This is a genomic window from Dermacoccus nishinomiyaensis (assembly GCF_900447535.1).
Classification (GTDB): Bacteria; Actinomycetota; Actinomycetes; order Actinomycetales; family Dermatophilaceae; genus Dermacoccus; species Dermacoccus nishinomiyaensis.
Window position 1 is genome coordinate 300,237 of sequence record NZ_UFXX01000001.1, and the last position, 22,768, is coordinate 323,004.

The 22,768-nt window shown below is 69.7% G+C and carries 18 protein-coding genes and 1 riboswitch; of the genes, 9 read left to right on the forward strand and 9 right to left on the reverse strand.

Going from position 1 to position 22,768, the window contains the following annotated elements; all coding sequences use genetic code 11:
* Positions 1-23 precede the first annotated feature (23 nt).
* The 5 genes from DYE07_RS01550 to DYE07_RS01570 all read right to left on the reverse strand — a co-directional run bounded on the left by DYE07_RS01550 (position 24) and on the right by DYE07_RS01570 (position 4,578).
* Positions 24-407, reverse strand: coding sequence for a hypothetical protein (locus DYE07_RS01550; RefSeq protein ID WP_115296187.1), 384 nt, complete (start codon positions 405-407; stop codon positions 24-26).
* Between the two features lie 264 nt (positions 408-671).
* Positions 672-962 carry a hypothetical protein gene (locus DYE07_RS01555; protein ID WP_115296188.1) on the reverse strand — a complete coding sequence of 97 codons (291 nt, stop codon included), beginning with the start codon at positions 960-962 and terminating at the stop codon, positions 672-674.
* A gap of 72 nt (positions 963-1,034) precedes the next feature.
* Positions 1,035-2,612, reverse strand: a complete 1,578-nt coding sequence (locus DYE07_RS01560; protein ID WP_115296189.1) for a precorrin-2 C(20)-methyltransferase — start codon at positions 2,610-2,612, stop codon at positions 1,035-1,037.
* Positions 2,612-3,283 carry a precorrin-8X methylmutase gene (locus tag DYE07_RS01565; protein ID WP_038568351.1) on the reverse strand — a complete coding sequence of 224 codons (672 nt, stop codon included), beginning with the start codon at positions 3,281-3,283 and terminating at the stop codon, positions 2,612-2,614. The genes DYE07_RS01560 and DYE07_RS01565 overlap by 1 nt, the downstream gene beginning before the upstream one ends.
* Positions 3,280-4,578 (reverse strand): ferredoxin-like domain-containing protein, encoded by a 1,299-nt coding sequence (locus DYE07_RS01570; protein ID WP_115296190.1) that lies wholly within the window; start codon positions 4,576-4,578, stop codon positions 3,280-3,282. The genes DYE07_RS01565 and DYE07_RS01570 overlap by 4 nt, the downstream gene beginning before the upstream one ends.
* A riboswitch (cobalamin riboswitch) is annotated at positions 4,578-4,710 on the forward strand. Its footprint overlaps the gene before it by 1 nt.
* Before the next feature lie 58 nt (positions 4,711-4,768).
* Between DYE07_RS01570 and cobN the strand changes: the two genes are divergently transcribed.
* The 3 genes from cobN to DYE07_RS01585 are packed head-to-tail and all read left to right on the forward strand — an operon-like array spanning position 4,769 to position 10,865.
* A complete protein-coding gene (cobN, locus tag DYE07_RS01575) occupies positions 4,769-8,449 on the forward strand; it encodes a cobaltochelatase subunit CobN (protein ID WP_115296191.1) in 3,681 nt (1,226 codons plus the stop codon).
* Positions 8,446-10,506 (forward strand): 5,6-dimethylbenzimidazole synthase, encoded by a 2,061-nt coding sequence (bluB, locus tag DYE07_RS01580; RefSeq protein WP_202774993.1) that lies wholly within the window; start codon positions 8,446-8,448, stop codon positions 10,504-10,506. The genes cobN and bluB overlap by 4 nt, the downstream gene beginning before the upstream one ends.
* On the forward strand, positions 10,506-10,865 hold the full coding sequence (locus DYE07_RS01585; protein ID WP_038568339.1) for a VOC family protein: 360 nt from the start codon (positions 10,506-10,508) through the stop codon (positions 10,863-10,865). The genes bluB and DYE07_RS01585 overlap by 1 nt, the downstream gene beginning before the upstream one ends.
* Positions 10,866-10,962: 97 nt before the next feature.
* Here DYE07_RS01585 and cobF read toward each other — a convergent pair whose 3' ends face one another.
* Both cobF and DYE07_RS01595 read right to left on the reverse strand, forming a co-directional pair.
* On the reverse strand, positions 10,963-11,751 hold the full coding sequence (gene cobF, locus DYE07_RS01590; RefSeq protein WP_038568336.1) for a precorrin-6A synthase (deacetylating): 789 nt from the start codon (positions 11,749-11,751) through the stop codon (positions 10,963-10,965).
* Between the two features lie 3 nt (positions 11,752-11,754).
* On the reverse strand, positions 11,755-13,206 hold the full coding sequence (locus tag DYE07_RS01595; protein ID WP_115296192.1) for a cobyric acid synthase: 1,452 nt from the start codon (positions 13,204-13,206) through the stop codon (positions 11,755-11,757).
* A 98-nt stretch (positions 13,207-13,304) separates the two neighbouring features.
* Here DYE07_RS01595 and DYE07_RS01600 point away from each other — a divergent pair, with 98 nt between their 5' ends.
* The 4 genes from DYE07_RS01600 to uvrB all read left to right on the forward strand — a co-directional run bounded on the left by DYE07_RS01600 (position 13,305) and on the right by uvrB (position 19,707).
* On the forward strand, positions 13,305-14,465 hold the full coding sequence (locus DYE07_RS01600) for an aminotransferase class I/II-fold pyridoxal phosphate-dependent enzyme (RefSeq protein WP_115296193.1): 1,161 nt from the start codon (positions 13,305-13,307) through the stop codon (positions 14,463-14,465).
* Between the two features lie 126 nt (positions 14,466-14,591).
* Entirely contained in the window at positions 14,592-16,955 is a 2,364-nt protein-coding gene (coaE, locus tag DYE07_RS01605; protein WP_115296194.1) for a dephospho-CoA kinase, read from the forward strand.
* A gap of 10 nt (positions 16,956-16,965) precedes the next feature.
* The gene (gene coaE / locus DYE07_RS01610) at positions 16,966-17,553 is read left to right on the forward strand and encodes a dephospho-CoA kinase (RefSeq protein WP_115297050.1); all 588 of its coding nucleotides are present in this window, start codon (positions 16,966-16,968) and stop codon (positions 17,551-17,553) included.
* 48 nt (positions 17,554-17,601) lie between these two features.
* Entirely contained in the window at positions 17,602-19,707 is a 2,106-nt protein-coding gene (uvrB, locus tag DYE07_RS01615; protein WP_074039365.1) for an excinuclease ABC subunit UvrB, read from the forward strand.
* Between the two features lie 48 nt (positions 19,708-19,755).
* Here uvrB and DYE07_RS01620 read toward each other — a convergent pair whose 3' ends face one another.
* Together DYE07_RS01620 and DYE07_RS01625 are read right to left on the reverse strand one after the other, a co-directional pair.
* Positions 19,756-19,977 (reverse strand): hypothetical protein, encoded by a 222-nt coding sequence (locus DYE07_RS01620; RefSeq protein ID WP_038570941.1) that lies wholly within the window; start codon positions 19,975-19,977, stop codon positions 19,756-19,758.
* A gap of 69 nt (positions 19,978-20,046) precedes the next feature.
* Positions 20,047-20,457 carry an NUDIX hydrolase gene (locus DYE07_RS01625; RefSeq protein ID WP_115296195.1) on the reverse strand — a complete coding sequence of 137 codons (411 nt, stop codon included), beginning with the start codon at positions 20,455-20,457 and terminating at the stop codon, positions 20,047-20,049.
* Between the two features lie 215 nt (positions 20,458-20,672).
* Between DYE07_RS01625 and DYE07_RS01630 the strand changes: the two genes are divergently transcribed.
* Both DYE07_RS01630 and DYE07_RS01635 read left to right on the forward strand, forming a co-directional pair.
* Entirely contained in the window at positions 20,673-22,277 is a 1,605-nt protein-coding gene (locus DYE07_RS01630; protein WP_115296196.1) for an HNH endonuclease signature motif containing protein, read from the forward strand.
* A 58-nt stretch (positions 22,278-22,335) separates the two neighbouring features.
* Positions 22,336-22,653 (forward strand): DUF3817 domain-containing protein, encoded by a 318-nt coding sequence (locus tag DYE07_RS01635; RefSeq protein WP_006945470.1) that lies wholly within the window; start codon positions 22,336-22,338, stop codon positions 22,651-22,653.
* The last annotated feature ends 115 nt before the right edge of the window (positions 22,654-22,768 follow it).

The following is a 22,768-nucleotide window of genomic DNA, read 5'->3' on the forward strand; positions in this document are numbered from 1 at the left end:
GTCGGTGTCCTGACCGGCGTCGCTCAAAACCGGTGTGTCGGGTTCTGCCCGTCGACGTCGTTCGTGCCGTTCGCGCCGGGGTAGGGGCCCTGTTGCGCCTGGTAGGGGCCGTTCTGGGTCTGACGACGCTGCTGTTGCGCGAAGGCTTGCTCGCGCTGCTTGCGACCGCGACGCACCATGAAGAACAGGACGAGCGCGGCGACGACGAGCAGCGGCAACCCGATGAACATGAACACGAGCCCGCCGAAGAATCGCCCGACCCCGCTGCTGCGACGCTTCTTGCGGGACGGCGTGCGCCGCCGCTCGGGCTGCTGCCCGATGGACTGCTGGTTCGTCGACGCGTCGACGAACGCGACGTTCTGGGCACCGTGCGCCGCAACGCCTGCCGTCCCAACGCCCCCGGTCACAGCTGCGGCTCGTGCTGACGACGCAGACGAGACGCTGGTCGACGCGGCAGTCACCGACGTGGGTTCAGCAGCGGACGCCGGGCCCGCGCCTTCGACGAGCAAGCAAACGGCAGCCGCGCCGGCGACAAGAATTCGACGCATCGTTCTCCCCCTTGAACGGTGATGTTCCGGTATCACGTGCATCTAACCGGGGTTCGTGACGGCCCGCAACCGAACCCGCACCCCGCGTCGGCCTGATATCTGTCTCAGGCAGACTCGCGTGGCTCAGGCGGGCTCGTCCAGCGGGAACTGATCGAGCAGCGCGTCGATCTCGGCGGGGTCGTGTCGGCCCGGCTGCTCCGGAGCCCCGGCTTCGGCGGAGGCCTCGACGAGCGCCTCCCCGAGGTGATGGGCCTCGGCGGGCGAGAGGTTGGTGTCGCGGATGAGGTCGTGGACGTCGCCGCGGGCGACGAGATGCACCTGGGCCCCATCCACCTCGACACCGAGCGTCGAGCCGTCGGGGTAGGTGACCGACGGCGACTCGGAGGAGCCGGCGTGGGGGGTGAAGTCGCTCATATCCCTGACGCTACGTGCCCGCGGGTCTCCTGTGTCCATAGAGACCCGACGGTTTTTCGACCGCCGACGTGATCACCTCGTCGGGACGTATCGCGCCGTCCACACGCGCCCGTCCGCCGTGGTGCGGGTGCCCTGGGAGCCGACGATGACGAGGCAACCCATGTCGATCGTCTCGGGGTCGAGCGCGGCCACGCTCGTCACCTCGAGGGCCTCCTGCTCGCGGCCGACATGACGTGCGACGACGACGGGGCGATCGCCTGGTAGTTCCTCACGCAGCACGGCGAGCGCCTGGGCGAACTGGTGAGGGCGGCTCGCCGAGCGGGGGTTGTAGAACGCCATCGCGACGTCGGCGCGGGCACAGGCGCGCAGACGCGCGTCGATGACGTCCCACGGCTTGAGGCGGTCGGACAGCGAGATGAGCGCGTGGTCGCCACCGAGCACGGCTCCGGCCAGCGCGGCCGCGGCGTGCGCCGCCGTCACGCCGGGAACGACATGCACGGGCACCGAGGCGAGTGCGGCGTTCTCGGGTCGCTCGCGCGCCTCGAAGACGGCCGACGCCATCCCGAACACCCCGGCGTCGCCCCCAGAGACGACGGCGACATCGTGCCCGTCTTGCGCCAGTTCGAGGGCCTGGGTGCCGCGATCGACCTCGACCGTGTTGCCGCTCGGGAGCCGGACGAGGCCATCGCGTGTGGGGACCCGGGCCACGTAAGGCGCATAGCCGATGACGTACGAGACGCGCCCCAGGACGTCAGCCGCCTCGGGCGTCAGCCAGGCGTCGGGGCCGGGCCCGAGCCCAACGACGAACACGGTTCCGGGCTCGCCCGACCTCTCGGACGTCGCTGCGGCGGGCAGCACGCCGGGGACTCGCTGCATCGCGGTCCGGCTCGAACTGCTCGCGCTTCCCGACGCGCGGCCGGCGGCGTCGGCGCGTCGATCGAGCCCGGGCACGACGACGAGCGACATGTACGGCACGTGCGACGGGTCGACCTGTGTGACAGGGAGGAGGCGTTCACCGTCACGGCTCGCCCGCTCGACGTACCAGGCGCGCTCGAGCAGGCCCGCCTGGGCGAGTGCTTCGCGCACGTTCGCGAAGGTGCGGCCCAGCTTCATGATGACGGCGGCGTCGGTGTCGGCGAGGCGGCGCGCCATCTCGGTGACGGGGAGGGTGCCGGGCAGCACGGTGAGCACGTCCTCGTGCCGGCACAACCCTGTCGACAGGCCTGCGGACGCCGCGGAGACCGACGTCACCCCGGGCACGACATGGGCGTCGAAACGCTCGGCGAGCAGGTCGTGGACGTACATCGACGAACCGAAGAACAACGGGTCGCCCTCGGCGAGCAGGACGACGCTGCGTCCGGCCTCGAGGTGGGCGCCGAGGCGCTCGGCGCACTCGAGGTAGAACGCCGCCATCGCACCGTGGTAGCCGCCGGGATGGTCGATCTCACCAGTCGTCACGGGGTAGACGAGCTCTTCCTCGACGACGCCGTCCGGGATGAGATCGGCCGCGATGGCGCGTGCGGTGCTCGGACGATGACCGGCGCGGTGGTAGGCGACGACGTCAGCGGTCTCGATGAGCCGAGCGGCCTTGCGGGTGATGAGTTCGGGGTCACCGGGGCCGACGCCGACGCACCACAGGCTGCCCGTCATCACAGGATCTCCTGCTCGGTCGCGAGGGCGTTGACGGCGGCCGCAGCCATGGCTGAGCCTCCCCGGCGCCCATGGACGGTCAGCCAGGGGATCTGTGATCCGTCGTCGAGACGATGCTCGGCGAGAGCGACCTTGGACTCGGCGGAGCCGACGAAACCGACGGGCATCCCGACGATCGCAGCCGGGCGCGGGGCGCCGTCGAGCAGCATCTCGAGCAGGTGGAACAGGGCCGTCGGGGCGTTGCCGATGGCGACGACGGCGCCGTCGAGGTGCGGTGCCCACAACGACGCGGCGGCGGCCGAGCGAGTCGTCGACCAGGCCTGTGCGAGCGCCGGCACCTGCGGTTCGCGCAGCGTACAGATGACGTCGTTGTCGGCGGGCAGTCGGCTGCGCGTCACGCCCGCGGCGAGCATGTGCGAGTCGGTGATGACGGGCGCGCCGGCGCGCAACGCGGCGAGAGCGGCCTCGCCGACGTCCGTGCTGCCGGCGATCTCGTCGATGACGCCGACGTCGCCTGCGGCATGCGCGACCCGCACCGCAGCACGGTGGACGCCCTCGGGCAGGTGGTCGAGCGTCACCTCACGACGGATCGTCGCGAACGACTCGCGATAGATGGCACGCCCGTCACGCTCGTAGTCGTAGCGGCGGGTCGGGGGAGCGATGTCGGTCATGAGCGGCCGTTCGGGTCGAGGATGTCGGTCAGGTTGTGAGGGGCGACGACGAGATGATGCTCGCCGGCGGGGCGGCCGCACGCACGCTCGCACCCGACGACGTGGACGCGGGGTGCGGCGGAAACGGTGGCACGTCGATCATCGGCGCTGGCATGCTCGGGCGTGCTAGCAGCGATGACGCTGCCGATGCGGCTGTCATCGAGCGCCGTGTCACACCAGTTGCCGTCGTCGAAGATCCTCGCCGCGGCCCGCGTGAGGTCGAGCGTCGAGACGTCGGTGCGACGGCAGTACGGTGCGCCGACGCAGGCGCTGAATCGCGCTCGGGCCGAACCGGGTTCGGTGACGAATCCGGCGCCGCGCAGATGCCTGGTCGCGCTGGGCAGGTCGGCGCCGTCGCGCAGCGTACGCACGACGATGCTGCGCTCGGGGGTGACGACGACGTCCTGCGTCACCTCGTCCAGGGCGCGAGCGGCCGGCGCGTCGAGCAGGCCGAGCGGGAGATGAACCTCAAGGCGGCTCTTGGACGTGGCCGCCGCGGTGCCGGTCGCGGGCCGGGCCTCGGCGCGGGGCATATCGGCGGCGCTCACCTCGGCGGCGCGCACCCGCTCGTCGAGTCGGGCGAAGAACGGATGATCGTCGGGCAGGTCGGTGACGTTCCAGAACCGCCCGTCATCATGCTGCGTCGTCGCGACGAAGTCCTCCGCGACAGCGACCAGCGTCGCCGCGGCCTGGTGCGCAGCACATGCGAACGACCGGCCACCGACGCGCACTTCGCCGGCACGCATCTGATCGACGCGCATCTCACCCGTCCACGAGCTGTCGTCGTCCGCGCCGAAAGCGAACGCGACATCGGCCGGCACCGCGGGCAGCGTCTCGTCCCCGGCGGCCAGCGCGAAGATCCATCGCCCCGACAGTGACGCCAACGACGGCGTGTCGACGATCGCCGAATCCAGTTGCTGCACCAGGGAATCGAGCGACGCATCCGGCCCCGCGACGATGTTGCGCACCCGCTCGTGGGTTGCTGACGGCAGCATCCCGAGCGCCGCGACGGCGTCGACGAACGCGCCCGGCAGCGGCTCGTCCAAGCCGCGAAGCTGCAGGTTGCCGCGTGACGTCAGCTGGACGAACGGCTGGCCGAATCGTTCGGCAAGATCGCACACCGTCACGAGGTCATGGCTCGACACGCGGCCACCGGGCACGCGCAGGCGGACAATGGCGCCGTCGGCAGCTGCGAACGGGCGCAGCACACCGGGGCAGCGGTCGTCGACATCTCGTACGGGCACAGCGAGCAGCATACGAGCCGTCTCCGTTAGGCTCGGGCACGGTCGTCAGGTGATGGAACCCGGTGCGAATCCGGGACGGTCCCGCCACTGTGTGTCCGACGCGTGCGTCGGCGAGTCAGGAACGCCCTGACGATCGACTCCCGTGCCACGGGAGCCCTCTCATGACGACGCGGGCGTGGACACCCGCGAAGGAGCTGCCCTCATGGCGCGCATCGCCCTCATCTCGACCTCCGACACCGACCTGCTCAGCGCTCGCGCGAGCGGCGCCGACTACGCCGTCTCCAACCCGGGGCGCGTCCCGACGCACGGCGACGCCTCCGAGGGCGCCGACATCGTCGTCGTCCGCCTGCTCGGCGGCCCGCAGGATCTGTGCAGTGGTTTCGCGGCGTACGCCGCCTCCGGCCGTCCCGTCGTCGTCCTCGGCGGTGAGCAGGAGCCCAACGCGGCCCTCATCGAGCGTTCGACGACGCCGCCCGGTGTCGCGGCGCAGGCCCACGAGTACCTCGCGCAGGGCGGTGCGGCGAACCTCAAGGAGCTGCACGCGTTCCTCAGCGACACGCTGCTCATGACCGGCGAAGGCTTCGAACCGCCCGTCGTCACGCCGTCGTGGGGTGTGCTCGAGCGTGCCGAGATCGCCGATGACGCCGAGAGCACCGACGGCGCCACGGCCACGAAGAAGCCCCGCGTCGCGGTGCTCTTCTATCGTGCCCAGTACGTCGCGGGCAACGACGCGTACGCCCATGCCCTCGCCGACGCGATCGACCGCGCCGGCGGCATCGGGGTGCCGATCTACGTCTCCAGCCTGCGCGAGGCCGACGCCGAACTGCTCGACCACCTCGCCGGTTACGACGCGCTCGTGACGACGGTGCTCGCGGCCGGCGGGTCGCGTCCGGCGTCCGCGGGCGCGGGGGAGGACGACGAGAGCTGGGACGTCCAGGCCCTCGCCGCGCTCGACGTCCCCATCGTCCAGGGGCTGTGCCTGACGTGGAGCCGTGAGCAGTGGGCCGCCTCCGATGACGGGATGACGCCGCTCGACGTCGCGACGCAGGTCGCGGTGCCCGAGTTCGACGGGCGCATCATCTCGGTTCCGTTCAGCTTCAAGGAGTTCGACTCGGACGGCCTGCCGTCCTACGTCGCCGACCCGGAGCGCTGCGACCGCGTCGCGGGCATCGTCGTCGGGCACGCGCGGCTGCGTCATCTCGACCCGTCGGAGCGCCGCATCGCGGTCATGCTGTCGGCGTACCCGACGAAGCACTCGCGCATCGGCAACGCCGTTGGCCTCGACACGCCCGTCTCGACGATCCGGCTGCTGCGCGCCATGCGCGAGGCCGGTTACGACCTCGGCGAACGCGGCGCGATCCCCGGTCTCGACGACGTCGAACCGATCGAGGGCGAGGAGCTCGACACGACCGCGGGCAACGCGCTCATCCACGCCCTGATCGCCGCGGGCGGGCAGGACCCGGAGTGGTTGACGGACGCGCAGCTCACCGACGCGCACGTACGTATCCCCGCAGCGCTCTACCGCGAGTGGTTCGCCCGCCTGCCCGAGGATCTGCGCGAGGGGATGAGCGAGCACTGGGGTGAGGCGCCCGGTGAGCTGTTCGTCGACCGCTCCCATGACGAGGCCGGCGAGATCGTCACCGCGGCACTGCAGGCGGGCAACCTCGTCATCCTCGTGCAGCCGCCGCGCGGCTTCGGTGAGAACCCCATCGCGATCTACCACGACCCCGACCTGCCGCCGACGCACCACTACGTCGCGACCTACCGGTGGATCGAGGAGGAGTTCGGCGCCCACGCCGTCGTCCACATGGGCAAGCACGGCAACCTCGAGTGGATGCCGGGCAAGAGCCTCGGCATGTCCGCCTCGTGCGGCACCGATGCCGCGCTCGGCTCGCTGCCGCTCATCTACCCCTTCCTCGTCAACGACCCCGGCGAGGGCACCGAGGCCAAACGACGCGCGCACGCGACGATCGTCGACCACCTCGTGCCGCCGATGGCGCGCGCCGAGAGCTACGGCGACATAGCCCGCCTCGAGCAGCTGCTCGACGAGTACGGCAACGTCAGCGTCATGGACCCGGCGAAGGCGCCGGCGCTGCAGGGCGAGATCTGGACGCTCATCCGCGCGGCCGAGCTGCACCACGACCTCGGCCTCGAGGACATGCCGGACGAGGATTCGTTCGACGAGTTCGTCATGCACGTCGACGGGTGGCTGTGCGAGATCAAGGACGTGCAGATCCGTGACGGTCTGCACGTGCTCGGCGCCGCGCCCGAGGGCGAGGGCCTGACGAACCTCGTCGTCGCGATGCTGCGCTCCAACCAGCTCTTCGGCGGTGCGAAGGACGGGCTGCCGGGCTTGCGCACCGCGCTCGGCCTCGACCCGACGAGTGACGACCGCGACGCCACCGACAACGCCGAGCGGCACGCGCACGCCCTCGTCACCGCATTGGCTGCTGCCGGGTGGGATGCCGCGTCGGTCTCCGATGTCGTCGAGGCGCACCTCGCGGGGTTGGCGGACGACGAGGTCGCCGGCGTCGACCGCGCCGGCGTCGAGGCGTCCCTGCGGTTCGCCTGCACCCAGATCGTGCCGCGTCTGCAGCAGACACCGCAGGAGATCACCTCCGTGCTGCACGCCCTCGACGGTGGGTACGTCGCCGCCGGCCCGAGCGGTTCGCCGCTGCGCGGGCTCGTCAACGTCCTACCGACGGGCCGCAACTTCTACTCGGTCGACCCGAAGGCGATCCCGAGCCGCCTCGCGTACGAGACGGGCCGCGCGATGGCGGATTCGCTCATCGCCCGCTACCGCGAGGACGAGGGCGCGCTGCCCGAATCGGTCGGGCTGTCGGCGTGGGGCACCTCCGCGATGCGCACGAGCGGCGACGACATCGGCGAGATCCTTGCACTGCTGGGCATCATGCCCATCTGGGACGAGCAGTCACGCCGCGTCGTCGGGCTCGAACCGATCAGCCTCGAGGAGCTCGGGCGTCCGCGCATCGACGTCACCGTCCGCATCTCGGGGTTCTTCCGTGACGCCTTCCCGCACGTCGTCGCGATGATCGACGACGCCGTCAAGCTCGTCGTCGACCTCGACGAGCCGCTCGATCAGAACTTCCCGCGCGCGCACGCCCTCGCCGACGTCGAGACGCACGGCGACGAGCGGCGCGCCCGCACCCGCATCTTCGGTTCGAAACCGGGTTCGTACGGCGCGGGCCTGCTGCAGGTCATGGAGTCGGGCAACTGGCGCAGCAACGACGACCTCGCGGAGGTCTACACGGCGTGGGGTGGGTTCGCGTACGGCCGCGACCTCGACGGCGCGCCCGCACGCGACGACATGGAGCGCAACTATCGACGCATCCAGGTGGCGGCGAAGAACGTCGACAACCGCGAATCCGACATCCTCGACTCCGACGACTACTTCCAGTACCACGGCGGCATGGTCGCGACGGTGAAGGCACTGACGGGTGCCGAACCCAAGGCGTACGTGGGAGATTCGACGAGCCCTGACGCCGTGCGCACCCGCACGCTGACGGAGGAGACCGCCCGCATTTTCCGCGCCCGCGTCGTCAACCCGCGCTGGATCTCGGCGATGCAGCGCCACGGCTACAAGGGCGCGTTCGAGCTCGCCGCGACCGTCGACTACCTGTTCGGTTTCGACGCGACGAGCCAGGTCGTGCCCGACTGGATGTACGAGTCGATCGCGTCCGAGTACGTGCTCGACGAGACGAACCAGGCGTTCATGCGCCATGCGAACCCGTGGGCGCTGCGCGGCATCATCGAGAAGCTCGGCGAGGCGGCCGAGCGTGGACTGTGGGCGGAACCGAACCCCGAGACCGTCGCCGCGATGCAGCAGGTCTACCTCGACGTCGAAGGTGAGCTGGAGGAGTGAGCCCCGACGAGTCGCTGCGTGGAGTGCCGGCAGGGCCTGCGCGGGGTGCGCCGTCCCCGGATGTCGAGGGGATTCTGCGTCACGCCGGGGACGCCTCGCTCGCGGAGTCTTCTCGGATCGCCGACTCGAGCGACGGAGGTGGCTTCCGTCGTCCGACGCCTGTCATCGGTGACGCCTCGTCGGCGCGCGAACGCCGCGATGATCCGGCTGGCTGGTCCATGGGCGCGCAGGTGCAGGAAGCCCTCGCCGACGTCATCGGGGCGCGTCGTGACATTCGGCGTTACCGCCCCGACGCGGTGCCGGACGAGCTCGTGCGCGAGGTGCTCGCTGCGGGTCATGCCGGGCCGTCGGTCGGCCATTCACAGCCGTGGCGGTTCATCGTCGTGAGCGATCCGGCAACCCGGGATCGCGCTGCGCACCTCGCGGACACGGCACGCTTGCGGCAGGCGCGTCAGATGCTGCCCGAGCGGGCGGCGCGGTTGCTCGACCTCAAGCTCGAAGGGCTGCGCGAGGCGCCCGTCGGCGTCGTCGTTGCCTGTGACCGGCGCGTGCCCGCAGCGGGCGTGCTCGGGCGGGCGACGTTCACCGACACGGACGTCTGGTCATGCGCGTGCGCCATCGAGAACATGTGGCTGACGGCGCGCGCCCACGGACTCGGCATGGGGTGGGTGACGCTGTTCGAACCCGCCGATCTGGCTGATCTGCTCGGCCTGCCCGACGGCGTCGAGACCCTCGGCTGGATGTGCCTCGGCTGGCCCGACGAGCGTCCGCCCGAACCAGGTCTGCAGCGCGCCGCATGGTCGGCCAAGCTGGCTCTCGACGACGTCGTGCTGGCAGAACGCTGGCCCGAGACGGGTGAGATCGATGCCACGGCACGCGGACCGGAGACCGTGGGTGTCGACGGCGGCCCGGCGGCGTTCGGTTCAGGGGCCCCCGCGTCAGGCTTGCGTCCGACCGGGCCGCCACCGTCCTACCTCGCAGGCCCCGAAGGCGCCCGTCTCGTCGTCGCCAGCGACGACGCCGACCGCCTGCTCGCTCCGCCGGAGGCGCTCGGGGTGCTCGACCGCGTCGTCAACCGGGTCGCCGCCATCGCCGGGCCGGACGTCGCCGGCGGCACACTGGTCCTGGCCGGTGCCGACCACCCGGTCACCCGCCACGGCGTGAGCGCCTACGCCTCGTCCGTGACGGCCGACGTCATGCGCGCGGCCAGGGCGGGCACTTCCCTTGGAGCGGCACATGCGCGTTCGGCCGGCCTTGCCTGTCTTGTCGTCGATGCCGGCGTGGACGGGCGGCAGCCGGCGCCTGCATCGGGTGCCGATGAGCTTTCCGCGGGCGTCCCCACCGAGCGCGTGGACCTCGTGGGGCCACGGGGTGACCTGGTTGACGCCGACGCGCTCACCCCGCACGACGTCGAGGCGTGTCTTGCGGCCGGGCGGCGGCTCGGGGCGAGGGCCGGGGCGAGCGGTCTCGTCGTGCTCGGCGAGGTCGGCGTCGGCAACACGACGATCGCCGCTGCTCTCGCGGCGGCGCTGCTCGAGGCTCCGTCCGACGCTGTGCTCGGCCTCGGATCGGGCGCGGATGCCGCGATGATGGCGCGCAAGAAGCGCGTGGTCGAGGCCGCACTGGAGCGCAGCCAAGGCTCACGTGACGTCGCCACGAATCGGGGCGAGCGTGCCCGCCTGGCACTCACGCAGGTCGGTGGGCCGGAGGTCGCGGTGCTCGCAGGTGTCGTGCTCGGCGCCGCTGAGGCGCACGCGCCGATCGTCCTCGACGGACTGGCGACGTCTGTCGCGGCTTTGGCGGCCGCACGGATGGAGCCGTCGGTCCAGGCGTATCTCGTGGCGGGTCAGCGCAGCCGGGAGAGCGCGCACGGTCTCATGCTCGACGAACTCGGCCTCGAACCACTGCTCGACCTGCGCCTTCGCGCCGGCGAGGGCGTCGGTGCGTGTCTCGCTGCGGGGATGATCCTGCAGGCGCTGGACGCGCGCCGCGCCTCCGTGCGCACGACCGATGCCGGCGGCGTACTCGGCGACGGTGATGCGGCAGGAGACAGCTGATGGGGCTGTATCTGTCCCACACGACCTGGGACGCGCGCGATCCGTTCGCCGTCGCGCAGTTCTGGCGCGCACTCATGGGATGGGAGATCGCCGAGCCGGAGTCGTACCGTCCCGGCTCGGACGAGTGCTCACTCGAGGCCCCGAACGGCACCATCGTGCTGTTCTACCGGGTGCCCGATGCGAAGCAGGTGAAGAATCGCGCCCACATGGATCTGCGGGCTCAGGCCTCGACGCGTGATGCCGAGATCGAGCGTGCCCTCGCCCTCGGCGCGACGATGGTCGACGATCGCCGCAGCGACCTCGGCTGGGCCGTCCTCGCCGACCCAGAGGGCAACGAGTTCTGCATCCTCGACGGTTGAGAGCTGAAACCCTGTATGGCGCGATCGCGGCTCTCACGACATCCCGCCTCTCAGGAACGAGACCCAGGAGTGCGGTGGCCGACGGCGGGGCCACTCGTCAGGATGCCGGCAGGCTCAGCGCGTAGACGTCCATGACCCAGCCGTGCTCCTGCTTCAGGCGGGCACGAACGTCGACGATCTCGTCGATGACGTCGACGAGGCGGCCCGCGCGCAGCGTCTGCTGGGGCATGCCGACATACGCGCCCCAGTGGATGACGAGGGCAGGGTGCGTCTCGACGAGGTGGCGGCAGGCGAGGTGCCCGTCGAGCATGACGACGACCGTTCCGAGGCCGGGGGACCATTCACTCACGAGCCGTCGTCCGGTCGTGACGTGCACCGGTTGGCCGATCTCGTGCAGCACGATGCCGTGCGCCGCGGCGAGGGTCTGGAACGCCGAGATGCCCGGAATGACAAGCGAGTTCACCGGCCGATGGCGCGCCAGTCGATCGACGACGCGGATCGTCGAGTCGTAGAACGCGGGGTCACCCCAGACGAGGAATCCGACGACGATTCCCGGCTCGAGCGCGTCGATCACCTCGCCCCACGCGTGAGCGCGCGCGTCGTGCCAATCGAGAACACCGTCGGTGTACTGGTGCGCGTCACGCTCGGCGTCGGGGCCGCGCCGCGGATCGGGGAGCGCGACGAACCGGTAGCTGCCCTCGGCCAGATGCGTGCGGCACAGTGCCTCGCGCACCTCGACGAGCTCGCGCTTCTCATCGCCCTTGTCGGCGACGAGGAAGACGTCGACCTCACGCATCGCGTCGATCGCCTCGAGCGTCAGATGACGCGGGGAGCCCGCGCCGATACCGATGACGCGAACCTCGCGAGGGGTCGTGGTGTCCGTCATGATTCAGCCCTTCCTCATCGCCAGGTCGAGCAGCGCGTCGACGTCGAGGTGTTCGTCGCAGGCGTCGGCGAGGGCGTCGATCATGGCTGAACGTCGGGCACGGAACCCCATCGCGCCGCCGCGAGGCACCCACGCAGAGCCCGACGCGCGGGCGACGTCACTCAGCCACGCCCGCCGGAATCCGTCGTTCTCGAGGGTGCCGTGCCAGATCGTGCCCCACACGGCCCCCGCGCACGTACCGCCGGGAAAGTTCGGTTCGGCGGTGACGACACCGTGGTGGATCTCGTAGCCGTCGACGTCCTCGCCCCGCCACGTTCCAGCGGGCCGAGCCAACGTCTTCTCCGCCTCGAACCTCACCGATCCGCGCAGGTGCCCGAGCCCGTCGACCGCCCCGACACCGGATTCCACGGAATCCTCCAGCCGGTCGACGAGCATCTCGTAGCCGCCGCAGATGCCGAGCACCGGCGCCCCACGCCGAACGCGGTCGGCGACGACGTCGGCGAGCCCGCGGGCGCGCAGCCAAGCCAGATCACTGACGGTCGCGCGACTGCCCGGCAGGACGAGCAGGTCGGCCTCACGGCACAGGTCGGCGTCCGTCGTCACCCGCACGTCGACGCCCGGTTCGGCGGCGAGAGCATCGACGTCGGTCGCGTTGCTCGTGCGCGGAAACCGGACGACGGCGACGCTCAGACGCGCCTCGTCTGCATCGCCGCCCGCAAGACTCGGTCGCCACCGACCGATCGACAAGGCATCCTCAGAGTCGAGCCACACATCCTCGAGCCATGGCAGCACGCCGCGGCAGGGCAGGCCGGTACGTCGCGTGATCTCGTCGAGGCCGGGCTCGAGGACGGACGCGTCGCCGCGAAACTTGTTGATGACGTACGCCGCGAGATGGCGACGATCGTCGTCGTCGAGCAACGCCCACGTCCCGTACAGCGCGGCGAGCACACCGCCGCGGTCGATGTCGCCGACGAGGGCGACGGGCAGGTCGAAGCGGCGCGCGAGCCCCATGTTGACGTAGTCGCCGCCGCGCAGGTTGATCTCGGCGGGGGAGCCGGCACCCTCGGCGATGATGACGTCGACGTCGCCCGCCAGCTCCTCGAAGGCCGTGAACGCCGCGTCCGCGAGGTGACGCCGGCCCGTCGCGTACTCACCGGCGCGCAACCGCCCTGCCGGTCGGCCACGCAGGACGACGAACGCCTCCCGGTCGCTGCCCGGCTTGAGCAGGACTGGGTTGTGCACGCTCGCGGCCTCGACGCCCGCAGCCTCGCACTGCAGGTACTGCGCGCGCCCGATCTCGCTGCCGTCACGGCACACCATCGAGTTGTTCGACATGTTCTGCGACTTGAACGGGGCCACACGCACCCCGCGTCGCGCCCACGCCCGCGCGAGCCCGGTGACGACGAGCGACTTGCCCGCATCGGAGGAGGTACCGGTCACGAGGAGGCCATTCACGCCCCCACCCTAAACGTTTCACGAGGTCTCGCTCTGCGGCATGATGGCTGCGTCGGGCCCCGCGAGATCCGCGGGGCCACCAGCTCGAAAGGCGCACCGTGCCTCGTTTCATCTCCTCCCGTTACCAGGCGGGTTCCGCGACGCAGATGTCCGTCATCGCCGACCGTGCGCGCGAGTTCGACGACGTCATCAACTTCAGCCTCGGCGACCCCGACCTGACGACCGACGCCGGCATCATCGAGGCTGCCGCGGCCGACGCGAAGGCCGGCCACACGCACTACACCTCGAGCCTGGGTTACCCGGAGCTGCGCCAGGGCATCGTCGACATGTACCGCGACGACTACGGTCTCGAACGCAGCATCGACGACGTCATGGTGACGACGTCGGGCTGCCACGCGATGTGGCTCGTCATGGAGACACTGCTCGACGACGGTGACGAGGTGCTCGTCATCGAGCCGTACTTCACGCCGTACCCGCACCAGGTGCGTCTCGCGCGCGGCGTGCCGGTCTTCGTGCCGACGACGAAGGAGAACGGCTTCCAGGTGACGATCGCCGACCTCGAGGCCGCCATCACGCCGCGCACGCGCGCCGTCATCGTCAACACGCCGTGCAACCCGACGGGTGTGCAGTGGAGCCGCGAAACGCTCGAAGGCGTCGCGCGGGTCGCGACGGAGCACGACCTCGTCGTCGTCGCCGACGACATCTACACGCTGTTCACCTACCGCGAGCCGTTCGTGCCGTTCGCGTCGCTGCCCGGCATGGCGGAGCGCACCGTGACGATCGGGTCGTTCAGCAAGGACTACCTCATGACGGGCTGGCGCATCGGGTGGATCCTCGCCCCGGCCGACTTCGTCTCGACGGCGCGTGACGTCAACGAGAACAACGTCTTCACCGCGCCCTCGATCTCGCAGCGCGCGGCCCTCAACGCTCTCGAACGACGCGCCGAGCTGCGTCCGCCCGTCAAGGAGCTCTACCGCGGCCGCCTGCAGCGCGCATATGAGCGCGTGCAGCGGCTGCCGCACATGGACGCCTTCGAGCCGCAGGGCACGATCTACCTGTGGGTCGACATCCGCGAGACCGGTCTGACGTCGCTCGAGTGCGCCGCGCGCATCGTCGAGGAAGCCCACATCCTGACGATCCCCGGCACCGCGTTTGGCGCGTCGGGCGAAGGGTTCCTGCGTCTCGCTGTCACCGTCGGCGAGGAGCAGATCGACGAGGCCTTCGACCGCCTGGAGCGCATGAGCATCTTCGGCGGCTGACGGCGGCCTGGGGGTGCTCGGCGCGAGCCGCGGGCACCACGTAGGGTTGGCCCTCGTGCCACGAGGGCACGACCCGGCTCGTGGCGATCGTCCGCGGGCTTGGGCCCCACCGACCCCGAAGCGTTGATGAGCGCCTTAACCACCCGTCTGCACGACCGTCTCGGCCTACGTACGTCACCGCGGATCTTCTTCGGCTCCGCTGCGCTGATCGTCGTGTTCACCGCGTCCATGGCACTCTTCCCCGACCCGGTGCGTTCCGTCTTCGGTGCGGCGGCACACTGGTTACGTTTCGATCTCGGCTGGTTCTACACGGCGGCCGCGACCCTTCTCGTCGTCTTCTCGCTGGGGCTCGCCGCAAGCCGTTACGGGCGCGTCAAGCTCGGCCCTGACGACGCCGAGCCCGCCTATTCGGGGCTGTCGTGGTTCGCGATGATGTTCGCGGCCGGCGTCGGCGCGACGTTGATGTTCTGGGGCATCGCCGAGCCGATTAACCACTACGCGCGCCCGCCGCTCGGCGCGGCGCCCTACTCGGACGAAGCGGCGTGGGACGCGCTGTCGATCGCGAACTTCCACTTCGGCATCCACATGTGGGCCATCCTCGTCGTGCCCGGCCTGTGCTTCGGGTACTTCACGTACAAGCGGAACCTGCCGCCGCGCGTGTCGTCTGCGTTCCATCCGCTGCTCGGCGACCGCATCCACGGCCCCATCGGCCAGGCCATCGACATCATCGCCGTCGTCTCCACCGTCTTCGGTCTCGCCGTCTCGACGGGTCTCGGTGCGCTGCAGATCAACTCGGGCATGAACGATGTCTTCGGCGTGCCGATCGCCGGGTGGGTGCAGGCCGCGATCCTCGCCGTCATCACGGCGGCTGCGCTGACGTCCGTGCTCGCCGGCATGGACAAGGGCGTCAAGAACCTGTCCTACGCCAACATCCTCATGGCGATCGCGCTGCTCCTCTTCGTGGCGATGACGGCGATGTCGGCCTCAGACGTGGCGCGCGGCATCGTCGAGTCGGCCGGTCGCTACCTGTCGCAGCTGCCGATGCTGTCGACGTTCAACGACACGATGCACCACGGCGCGTGGTCGGGTCAGTGGACGGTCTTCTACTGGGCGTGGACGGTGACGTGGGCGCCATTCGTCGGGATGTTCGTCGCCAAGATCTCGCGCGGACGCACCATCCGCGCGTTCGTGACGGCATCGATCGGGCTGCCCAGCGCCTTCGTCATCGTGTGGATCGGCGTGTACGGCCTCACGTCGATCACGAGCGATCGAGCGAGCGCGAAGGCTGCGGGACAGGGCGGTTCGCTCGCGCACACCATCGTCGACGAGAACAACCCGCAGGCGGCGCTGTTCCAGTTCTTGCGCGACCTGCCCGGCTACCTGCCCGTCGCGACGCTGGCGCTCGCCGTCATCGTCATCTTCTTCATCACCTCGATCGACTCGGGCGCGCTCGTCATGGACGCCATGGTCAACGGCCACGAGGACGCGTCGGTGCGCCGTCAGCGCGTGTTCTGGTCGCTGTCGGTGGGCGCCGTCTGTGCTGCGATCATCCTCACGGCGGGCGAGGACGGGCTGTCGGCGCTGCAGGAGGTCATCATCGTCATCGGGTTCCCCATCACGGTCCTGACGGTCCTGCAGGCCTGGCTGTTGTTCCAGGCGCTGCGTGAGGACGCCGGAGCGGCACGCCCGATGCGGACCCGCCAGTGGAAGCAGGTGCTGCCCGCCGAGGAGTACGAGCGGCGCGCCGCCGAGGGCGTGCTCGACGAGGACGCCTACGTCGTCCTGCCCGAGTTCGAGGAGGGCACCGAGCCGGAGTTCGAGACGCACGTCCCGACGACGGCGCAGACGCAGCAGCAGGCCGCGGAGCGCGCCGCCGTCTCCCTCGGGCTGACGGGGCCGGTCGCCGCGGGCAAGTCGGTCGTCGGCGACGCGTTCGAGCGCCGCGGCGCGGTTGTCGTCGAGTTCGACGAGGTGATGCGCGAACTGCTCGTGCCGGGCGAGGAAGCCCTCGACCGGTTGCGGGAGGTGTTCTCCGAGACGATCGCCCACCCCGACGGCACGATCGACTGGCACACGCTCGACGACCTCACGACGCGCAGCCCCGCGGCGCGCGAGCGGATGTATGCCGTCATCGGCCCGTTCGTGCGTGCGGAGGCCGACGCCCGGGCCAAGGCCGTGGGCGATGACTCGGTGCTCGTGCTCGACCTCGCGCTGCTGACGGACGCCGCGACGCCGCGCGACTTCGACCACGTCGTCGTCGTGGAGGCGCCGGCGGAGGTGCGCGTCGAACGGCTCATGGCCGAGCGTGGACTGGATCTTGAGCAGGCCTGGGCCGAGATCGACGCCGACACGCAGGGGCGCGAGCGCAGCGACGCGGCCGACGTCGTCCTCTCGAACGAGGGCAGCATCGACGAGCTCGACGCGGCTGTCGGTGCGTTCTGGGACGATGAGGTCGCACCGGCGCTGAACAGTGCCGCGACGCGCGTCTGAGGAGGCGACGATGAAGGTCGGGTTGACGGGTGGGATCGGTTCGGGCAAGTCTGCGGTGGCCCGATTGCTCGTCGAGCACGGGGCGCTGGTGGTCGACGCCGACGCCGTCGCGCGCGAGGTCGTCGCGCCCGGCAGTGCGGGGCTCGCGCAGATCGCCGACCGCTTCGGTGACGGCGTCCTGACGGCGCGGGGCGAGCTGGATCGCGGCGCGCTGGGGGCCATCGTCTTCGCGGACGAGGGCGCGCGGCGCGACCTCGAAGCCATCACGCACCCGCTCATCGCGGCGCGCACGCTCGAGTTGTTCGCCGCGGCGAAACCGGGGCAGGTGCTCGTGCACGACATTCCGTTGCTCGTCGAGCTGGGGCGCGAGGGCGACTACGACGTCGTCATCGTCGTCGATGCGCCCGTCGAGACGCGTCTGCAGCGGCTCGAGGAGCACCGCGGGATGCCGCGTGAGGTCGCCGAGGCACGCATGCGCAGTCAGGCCAGCGACGAGCAGCGCCGCGCGGTCGCCGATGTGTGGATCGACAACGCGGGGGACGAGGACACGTTGCGTCGCCGCGTCGACGACGTGTGGCGCACGCGCTTGCAGGGCTGAGGACCGCGGGATTCCGGGGTTGTCAGTGGGCGGGTCTAGGGTTGCGGCATGCGTCCAGTCACCGATCTGCAGCGTTCTGTTGCACCCATCAAGGTCGAATCCGAGTTCGAGCCCGCCGGCGATCAGCCGAAGGCCATCGCCGAGTTGTCGAAGCGCGTCAAGGCGGGGGAGCAGGACATCGTCCTGCTCGGTGCGACGGGTACCGGAAAGTCGGCAACGACGGCGTGGCTGATCGAGCAGGTGCAGCGCCCGACGCTCGTGCTGGCGCCCAACAAGACGCTCGCGGCGCAGCTCGCCAACGAGTTCCGCGAGTTGTTGCCGCACAACGCCGTCGAGTACTTCGTCAGCTACTACGACTACTACCAGCCCGAGGCGTACGTGCCGCAGACGGACACGTACATCGAGAAGGATTCCTCGATCAACGAGGAGGTCGAGCGGCTGCGTCACTCGGCGACCAACTCGCTGCTGACGCGGCGTGACGTCGTCGTCGTCGCGTCCGTGTCGTGCATCTACGGTCTCGGGACGCCGCAGGAGTACGTCGACCGAATGGCCCGTCTCAAGGTCGGCCAGGAGATCAACCGCGACGAGTTGCTGCGCCGGTTCGTCGAGATGCAGTACACGCGCAACGACCTCGCGTTCACGCGCGGCACGTTCCGCGTGCGCGGCGACACGGTCGAGATCATCCCCGTGTACGAGGAGCTCGCGATCCGTATCGAGTTCTTCGGCGACGAGATCGACCGGCTCTACACGTTGCACCCGTTGACGGGGGAGATCGTCAACGAGGAGTCGGAGATGTACGTCTTCCCGGCGACGCACTACGTCGCCGGGCCCGAGCGCATGGAGCGCGCCATCGCCGGCATCGAGGTCGAGCTGGGCGATCAGCTCAAGCGGTTCGAGGCCGAGGGCAAGATGCTCGAGGCGCAGCGCTTGCGGATGCGGACGACGTACGACATCGAGATGATGCGGCAGGTCGGGTCGTGCGCCGGCATCGAGAACTACAGCCGTCACATGGACGGTCGTGGCCCCGGTACCGCGCCGAACACGCTGCTCGACTACTTTCCGGAGGATTTCCTCCTCGTCATCGACGAGTCGCACCAGACGGTCCCGCAGATCGGGGCGATGTACGAGGGTGACATGTCGCGCAAGCGCACCCTCGTCGACCATGGTTTCCGTCTGCCGAGCGCGATGGACAACCGGCCGTTGAAGTGGGAGGAGTTCCTCGAGCGCATCGGGCAGACGGTGTACCTCTCGGCGACGCCGGGCGACTACGAGATGAGCAAGAGCGACGGCTACGTCGAGCAGGTCATCCGCCCGACGGGTCTCGTCGATCCCGAGATCGTGCTCAAGCCGACGAAGGGGCAGATCGACGATCTGCTCGGCGAGATCCGCACACGGACGGACAAGAACGAGCGTGTCCTCGTCACGACCTTGACGAAGAAGATGGCCGAGGATCTCACCGACTATCTGCTCGACAAGGGTGTGCGGGTGCGCTATCTGCACTCGGAGGTCGACACGTTGCGCCGCGTCGAGTTGCTGCGCGAGTTGCGCATGGGTGAGTTCGACGTCCTCGTCGGCATCAACCTGCTCCGTGAGGGTCTCGACCTACCGGAGGTGTCGCTCGTCGCGATCCTCGACGCCGACAAGGAGGGCTTCCTGCGGTCCGCACGAAGCCTGATCCAGACCATCGGTCGCGCTGCGCGAAACGTCTCCGGTCAGGTGCACATGTACGCCGACAAGGTGACGCCGTCGATGCAGGAGGCGATCGACGAGACGTCGCGCCGCCGTGAGCTGCAGATCGCGTACAACACGGAGAAGGGCATCGACCCACAGCCGTTGCGCAAGAAGATCGCGGACATCACCGACATGCTGCAGCGCGAGTCCGCCGACACGGACGCACTGCTCGGTTCCGGCCGTTCGATGTCGCGTGGTAAGGGTCGCGGCGGCAGCGGTGCGGCGAGTGCCGACGCGAACGTCGCCGCGGGCGCGAAGCGCGAGGCGAGCAGCGCCGCCGACCTCGCGGGCCTCATCCAGGAGTTGCAGGCCCAGATGAGTGAGGCGGCCTCCGAGCTGCAGTTCGAACTCGCAGCGCGTCTGCGCGACGAATTACGTGACCTCAAGAAAGAACTGCGCCAGATGACGGAGGCGCAGAAGTAGCGCCCTGATGGCGTCCGCGGCGCCGGGTGGGATCTCGGCGCCGCGTGGTCATCGCCCCTTGTTGCGAGGATGGTTGCGGGCCTGACGCTCATTGCCGCGGCGATAGTTGCCGGTGAGGCGCGCCATGATCTCCTGAGCGTCACCGTCCTCGACGTCTTCCAAGAAGTCCGCAGCACGCGCGCCCCTAAGAGTCGTCGCTGTGCGTCCGTGATGAGTGATGACAACGACGCCATCACGTTCGAGAAAGGCGAAGCCAGCAGGTTGGGGCATGCTCGACACGCTATGGGCGAGGCAGCCGACCGGCAAGCGAAATACGGTCACGCCACGCCGGGGCTGATGTCATTTGATCGCCCGGATGAGCCTGACGAGGTCCTGACACCCCGCATGATCGGCCATGGCCAACCGGGGCAGTTCGCTCTCGGCGAACCAGCCGATGTCGTCGTGCTCGTCGGGCGCGATGTTGCGGGGGTTCCCTACCCAGCGCGTCGCGAAGAACGCATGCTTCAACAGGGCTGGATCCTTGCAGGCCATCGGAAATCGCTCTGGATCGATCACCGTCACTCCGAGCTCTTCGACGCACTCGCGACGGGCAGCGCACTCGGCGGACTCGCCGGGTTCGACGTGTCCCCCGGGCAGGTCCCACAGGTCCGGATAATTCATCCGGTTCGGGTGGCGGTGAGCGAGTAGCACCCTCGCGTCCCGAACGAGTGCCACGACGGCAATGTGCGTGGGCAGCGTCGCTGAGGCCATGGGATGAGTCAACCACCAGTCGCCTGTACCTCGTCTGCCGTCAGGCGGTAGACCAAGCGGGTGCAAACCAGCGCCGCCTGATCGCAGGGTTGCACGCGGCGGGTGCTCTTGTGATTCGTGATGCAGCCCTGGCGCGGAGGAAGGGCCGGCCAGTGGGTTCACTCACTATCCCTTTGACCCTACCAAGATTCGAACATGTGTACTAAACTAGTGGCATGGATCAAACGCTGGCAGTGACGGCCGAGACGGTCGCCGCCATGCCGTCCACCGAGCTGGTGGGCGCATGGGTTCTGCTGACGCGCGCGATCGCAGAGCAGGCGCTGGCCGACCCGGAGACATTGGCGCCCTGCTCGGGCGACGCGTTGCCGCGAACCTTCGATGAGCGCCACACGCGCACGTTCACGCTCCAAGCACAACTGGAAGACATCGCCGTTGCTGCGCAGGAGGTGACGAGGGCCGCCGACGCGGTGCTTCACGCCGTCGCCGTCGAACACGAAGACACGGTCGCCCAGCGTGCTCACCTCGACGAGGAGAACTATGGGCTCTGCGAACGCCCTCCGACCGCAGGCGAATTCGCGGGGGATGATCTCGGGAACGCCCTCGGGTGTTCGAGCGCCACCGCGTCGCGCCTCGCTGTCGACGGACGCATGCTCCGCGACCGCGCGCCCGCTCTGCACGAACTGACGCTGCGGGGAGCCTGCCGCACCATGGTGGCCGCCACGCTGGCGCGTGAGATGGCGCACCTCGACGACGAGTTGGCTGCAGAGGTGCTCACGGATCTCGTGAGCGGGGGAGCACACCACCTCAGCGTCGACGGTGCCCGCTCCCGGGCGCGCAAACTGCTGCACGACAGGCGGCTGGCGCAGACCGAGGCCGACACCGTCGACCCCCGTCGTGAGCACGGGCTATGGTTCACGCCCCACCTCGATTTCGACACCCTCACCGAGGTGCGTCTGATCATGGCCACCGAGGACGCTGCCCGTCTCCGCGCCGCGATCGAAGCGCACGCTCAGACGCTCAACGACCATGCGCCAGATCCACGTGACGAACTCGCGCGGTGGCGCGCCGCGAGCCACGTCAGTGTGGCAGGGAGTGGCACCGAACCCCTCGGCGCCGTTCGCGTCGACGCACTGCTCGACCTTGTCTTCGCGAACTCAACGGTCAACACCGTCATGCACCTCAAGGTGCCCGTCCACGCGAGCCCACCAGCGCCTTCCGACCGGCGGTTCGGAACGCTGGAGCCCCCTGCGTCGCTCGCCTCCGTCCCCAACTGCGGTCTCGACGAGGGCGGTCTTGATGAGGACGGTCTTAGTCGGCCCCGTCAGCACGCTGAGGCCGGGCCGATCGGCGTCATCACGCGACCCCCGGACACATTGGGCGCGGCCCACATCCCCGGCCTGGGCCACGTCGACGCGGCAGCCGTTCGCCTCGTCGCGGCGCTCGTCGACACCACGTTCACGATCGACCTCGTTGACGGTGCGTGGACGACGCTCGCGAGTTGCTCGACGACGTATCGTCCCGGCGCGCGAGTGGCGCGGCTTGTCCGTGAGCGTGACGTGCACTGCCGCTTCCCGCACTGCACCCGGGTCTCGACGAACTGCGACCTCGACCACGTCGTCCCGCACGCCGACGGTGGGCCGACGAGCGTCGGCAACCTGCAGGCCCTGTGCCGCCACCATCACCGCGCCAAGACCTTCGGCGGCTATGCCGTGACCATGACGCCAGACGGAGTTTGCACGTGGGAGTCACCGACCGGCCGCCGCTGGACGACTCTCCCGAGCGGGGAGACGGTCGCGACCACGCTCGCTCCCGCGAGCTGAGCTGTTGGCAGGCACGCTCCATCGGCCGGCACTCAGGCCGTCTCAGTAGAATCGCCGCATGTCTCGAATCTTCAAGATCTTCGCGTTCGCCGAAGCTGTTTCCTGGGGTCTGCTTCTCATCGGCATGTTCTTCAAGTGGGTGCTCAAGACCACTGAGGTCGGAGTGCAGATCGCCGGGCCCATCCACGGCGTCATGTTCATCGGGTACGTCCTGTGCGCGCTCAAGCTGTGGCAGGAGAAGAGCTGGCCGAACAAGACGATCGGCATCGGCCTGCTCTGCGCCGTGATCCCGTTCGCGACGATCTGGTTCGAGAAGCGCGCCGAAGCGCGTGGCGAACTCGGCGACGAACCGCGTCAGAAGCCCCTCGCCGGCTGACGATCCCCCTGCACGTGCGACCGGCGGGGCCGCGAACCGCGAGGGTTCGCAGCCCCGCCGCTCGTTCGTCATGACACGCCAGTCGACGAGACGCACCGACGACGCCGGCCCCTGC

What these genes read in the sequence shown, in the direction of transcription:
- DYE07_RS01555 (WP_115296188.1), bottom strand. Translation starts at nt 962, where the DNA reads ATGAGCGACTTCACCCCCCACGCCGGCTCCTCCGAGTCGCCGTCGGTC.
- DYE07_RS01560 (WP_115296189.1), bottom strand. Translation starts at nt 2,612, where the DNA reads ATGACGGGCAGCCTGTGGTGCGTCGGCGTCGGCCCCGGTGACCCCGAA.
- DYE07_RS01565 (WP_038568351.1), bottom strand. Translation starts at nt 3,283, where the DNA reads ATGACCGACATCGCTCCCCCGACCCGCCGCTACGACTACGAGCGTGAC.
- DYE07_RS01570 (WP_115296190.1), bottom strand. Translation starts at nt 4,578, where the DNA reads ATGCTGCTCGCTGTGCCCGTACGAGATGTCGACGACCGCTGCCCCGGT.
- cobN (WP_115296191.1), top strand. Translation starts at nt 4,769, where the DNA reads ATGGCGCGCATCGCCCTCATCTCGACCTCCGACACCGACCTGCTCAGC.
- DYE07_RS01585 (WP_038568339.1), top strand. Translation starts at nt 10,506, where the DNA reads ATGGGGCTGTATCTGTCCCACACGACCTGGGACGCGCGCGATCCGTTC.
- cobF (WP_038568336.1), bottom strand. Translation starts at nt 11,751, where the DNA reads ATGACGGACACCACGACCCCTCGCGAGGTTCGCGTCATCGGTATCGGC.
- coaE (WP_115296194.1), top strand. Translation starts at nt 14,592, where the DNA reads ATGAGCGCCTTAACCACCCGTCTGCACGACCGTCTCGGCCTACGTACG.
- coaE (WP_115297050.1), top strand. Translation starts at nt 16,966, where the DNA reads ATGAAGGTCGGGTTGACGGGTGGGATCGGTTCGGGCAAGTCTGCGGTG.
- uvrB (WP_074039365.1), top strand. Translation starts at nt 17,602, where the DNA reads ATGCGTCCAGTCACCGATCTGCAGCGTTCTGTTGCACCCATCAAGGTC.
- DYE07_RS01620 (WP_038570941.1), bottom strand. Translation starts at nt 19,977, where the DNA reads ATGCCCCAACCTGCTGGCTTCGCCTTTCTCGAACGTGATGGCGTCGTT.
- DYE07_RS01625 (WP_115296195.1), bottom strand. Translation starts at nt 20,457, where the DNA reads ATGGCCTCAGCGACGCTGCCCACGCACATTGCCGTCGTGGCACTCGTT.
- DYE07_RS01630 (WP_115296196.1), top strand. Translation starts at nt 20,673, where the DNA reads ATGGATCAAACGCTGGCAGTGACGGCCGAGACGGTCGCCGCCATGCCG.
- DYE07_RS01635 (WP_006945470.1), top strand. Translation starts at nt 22,336, where the DNA reads ATGTCTCGAATCTTCAAGATCTTCGCGTTCGCCGAAGCTGTTTCCTGG.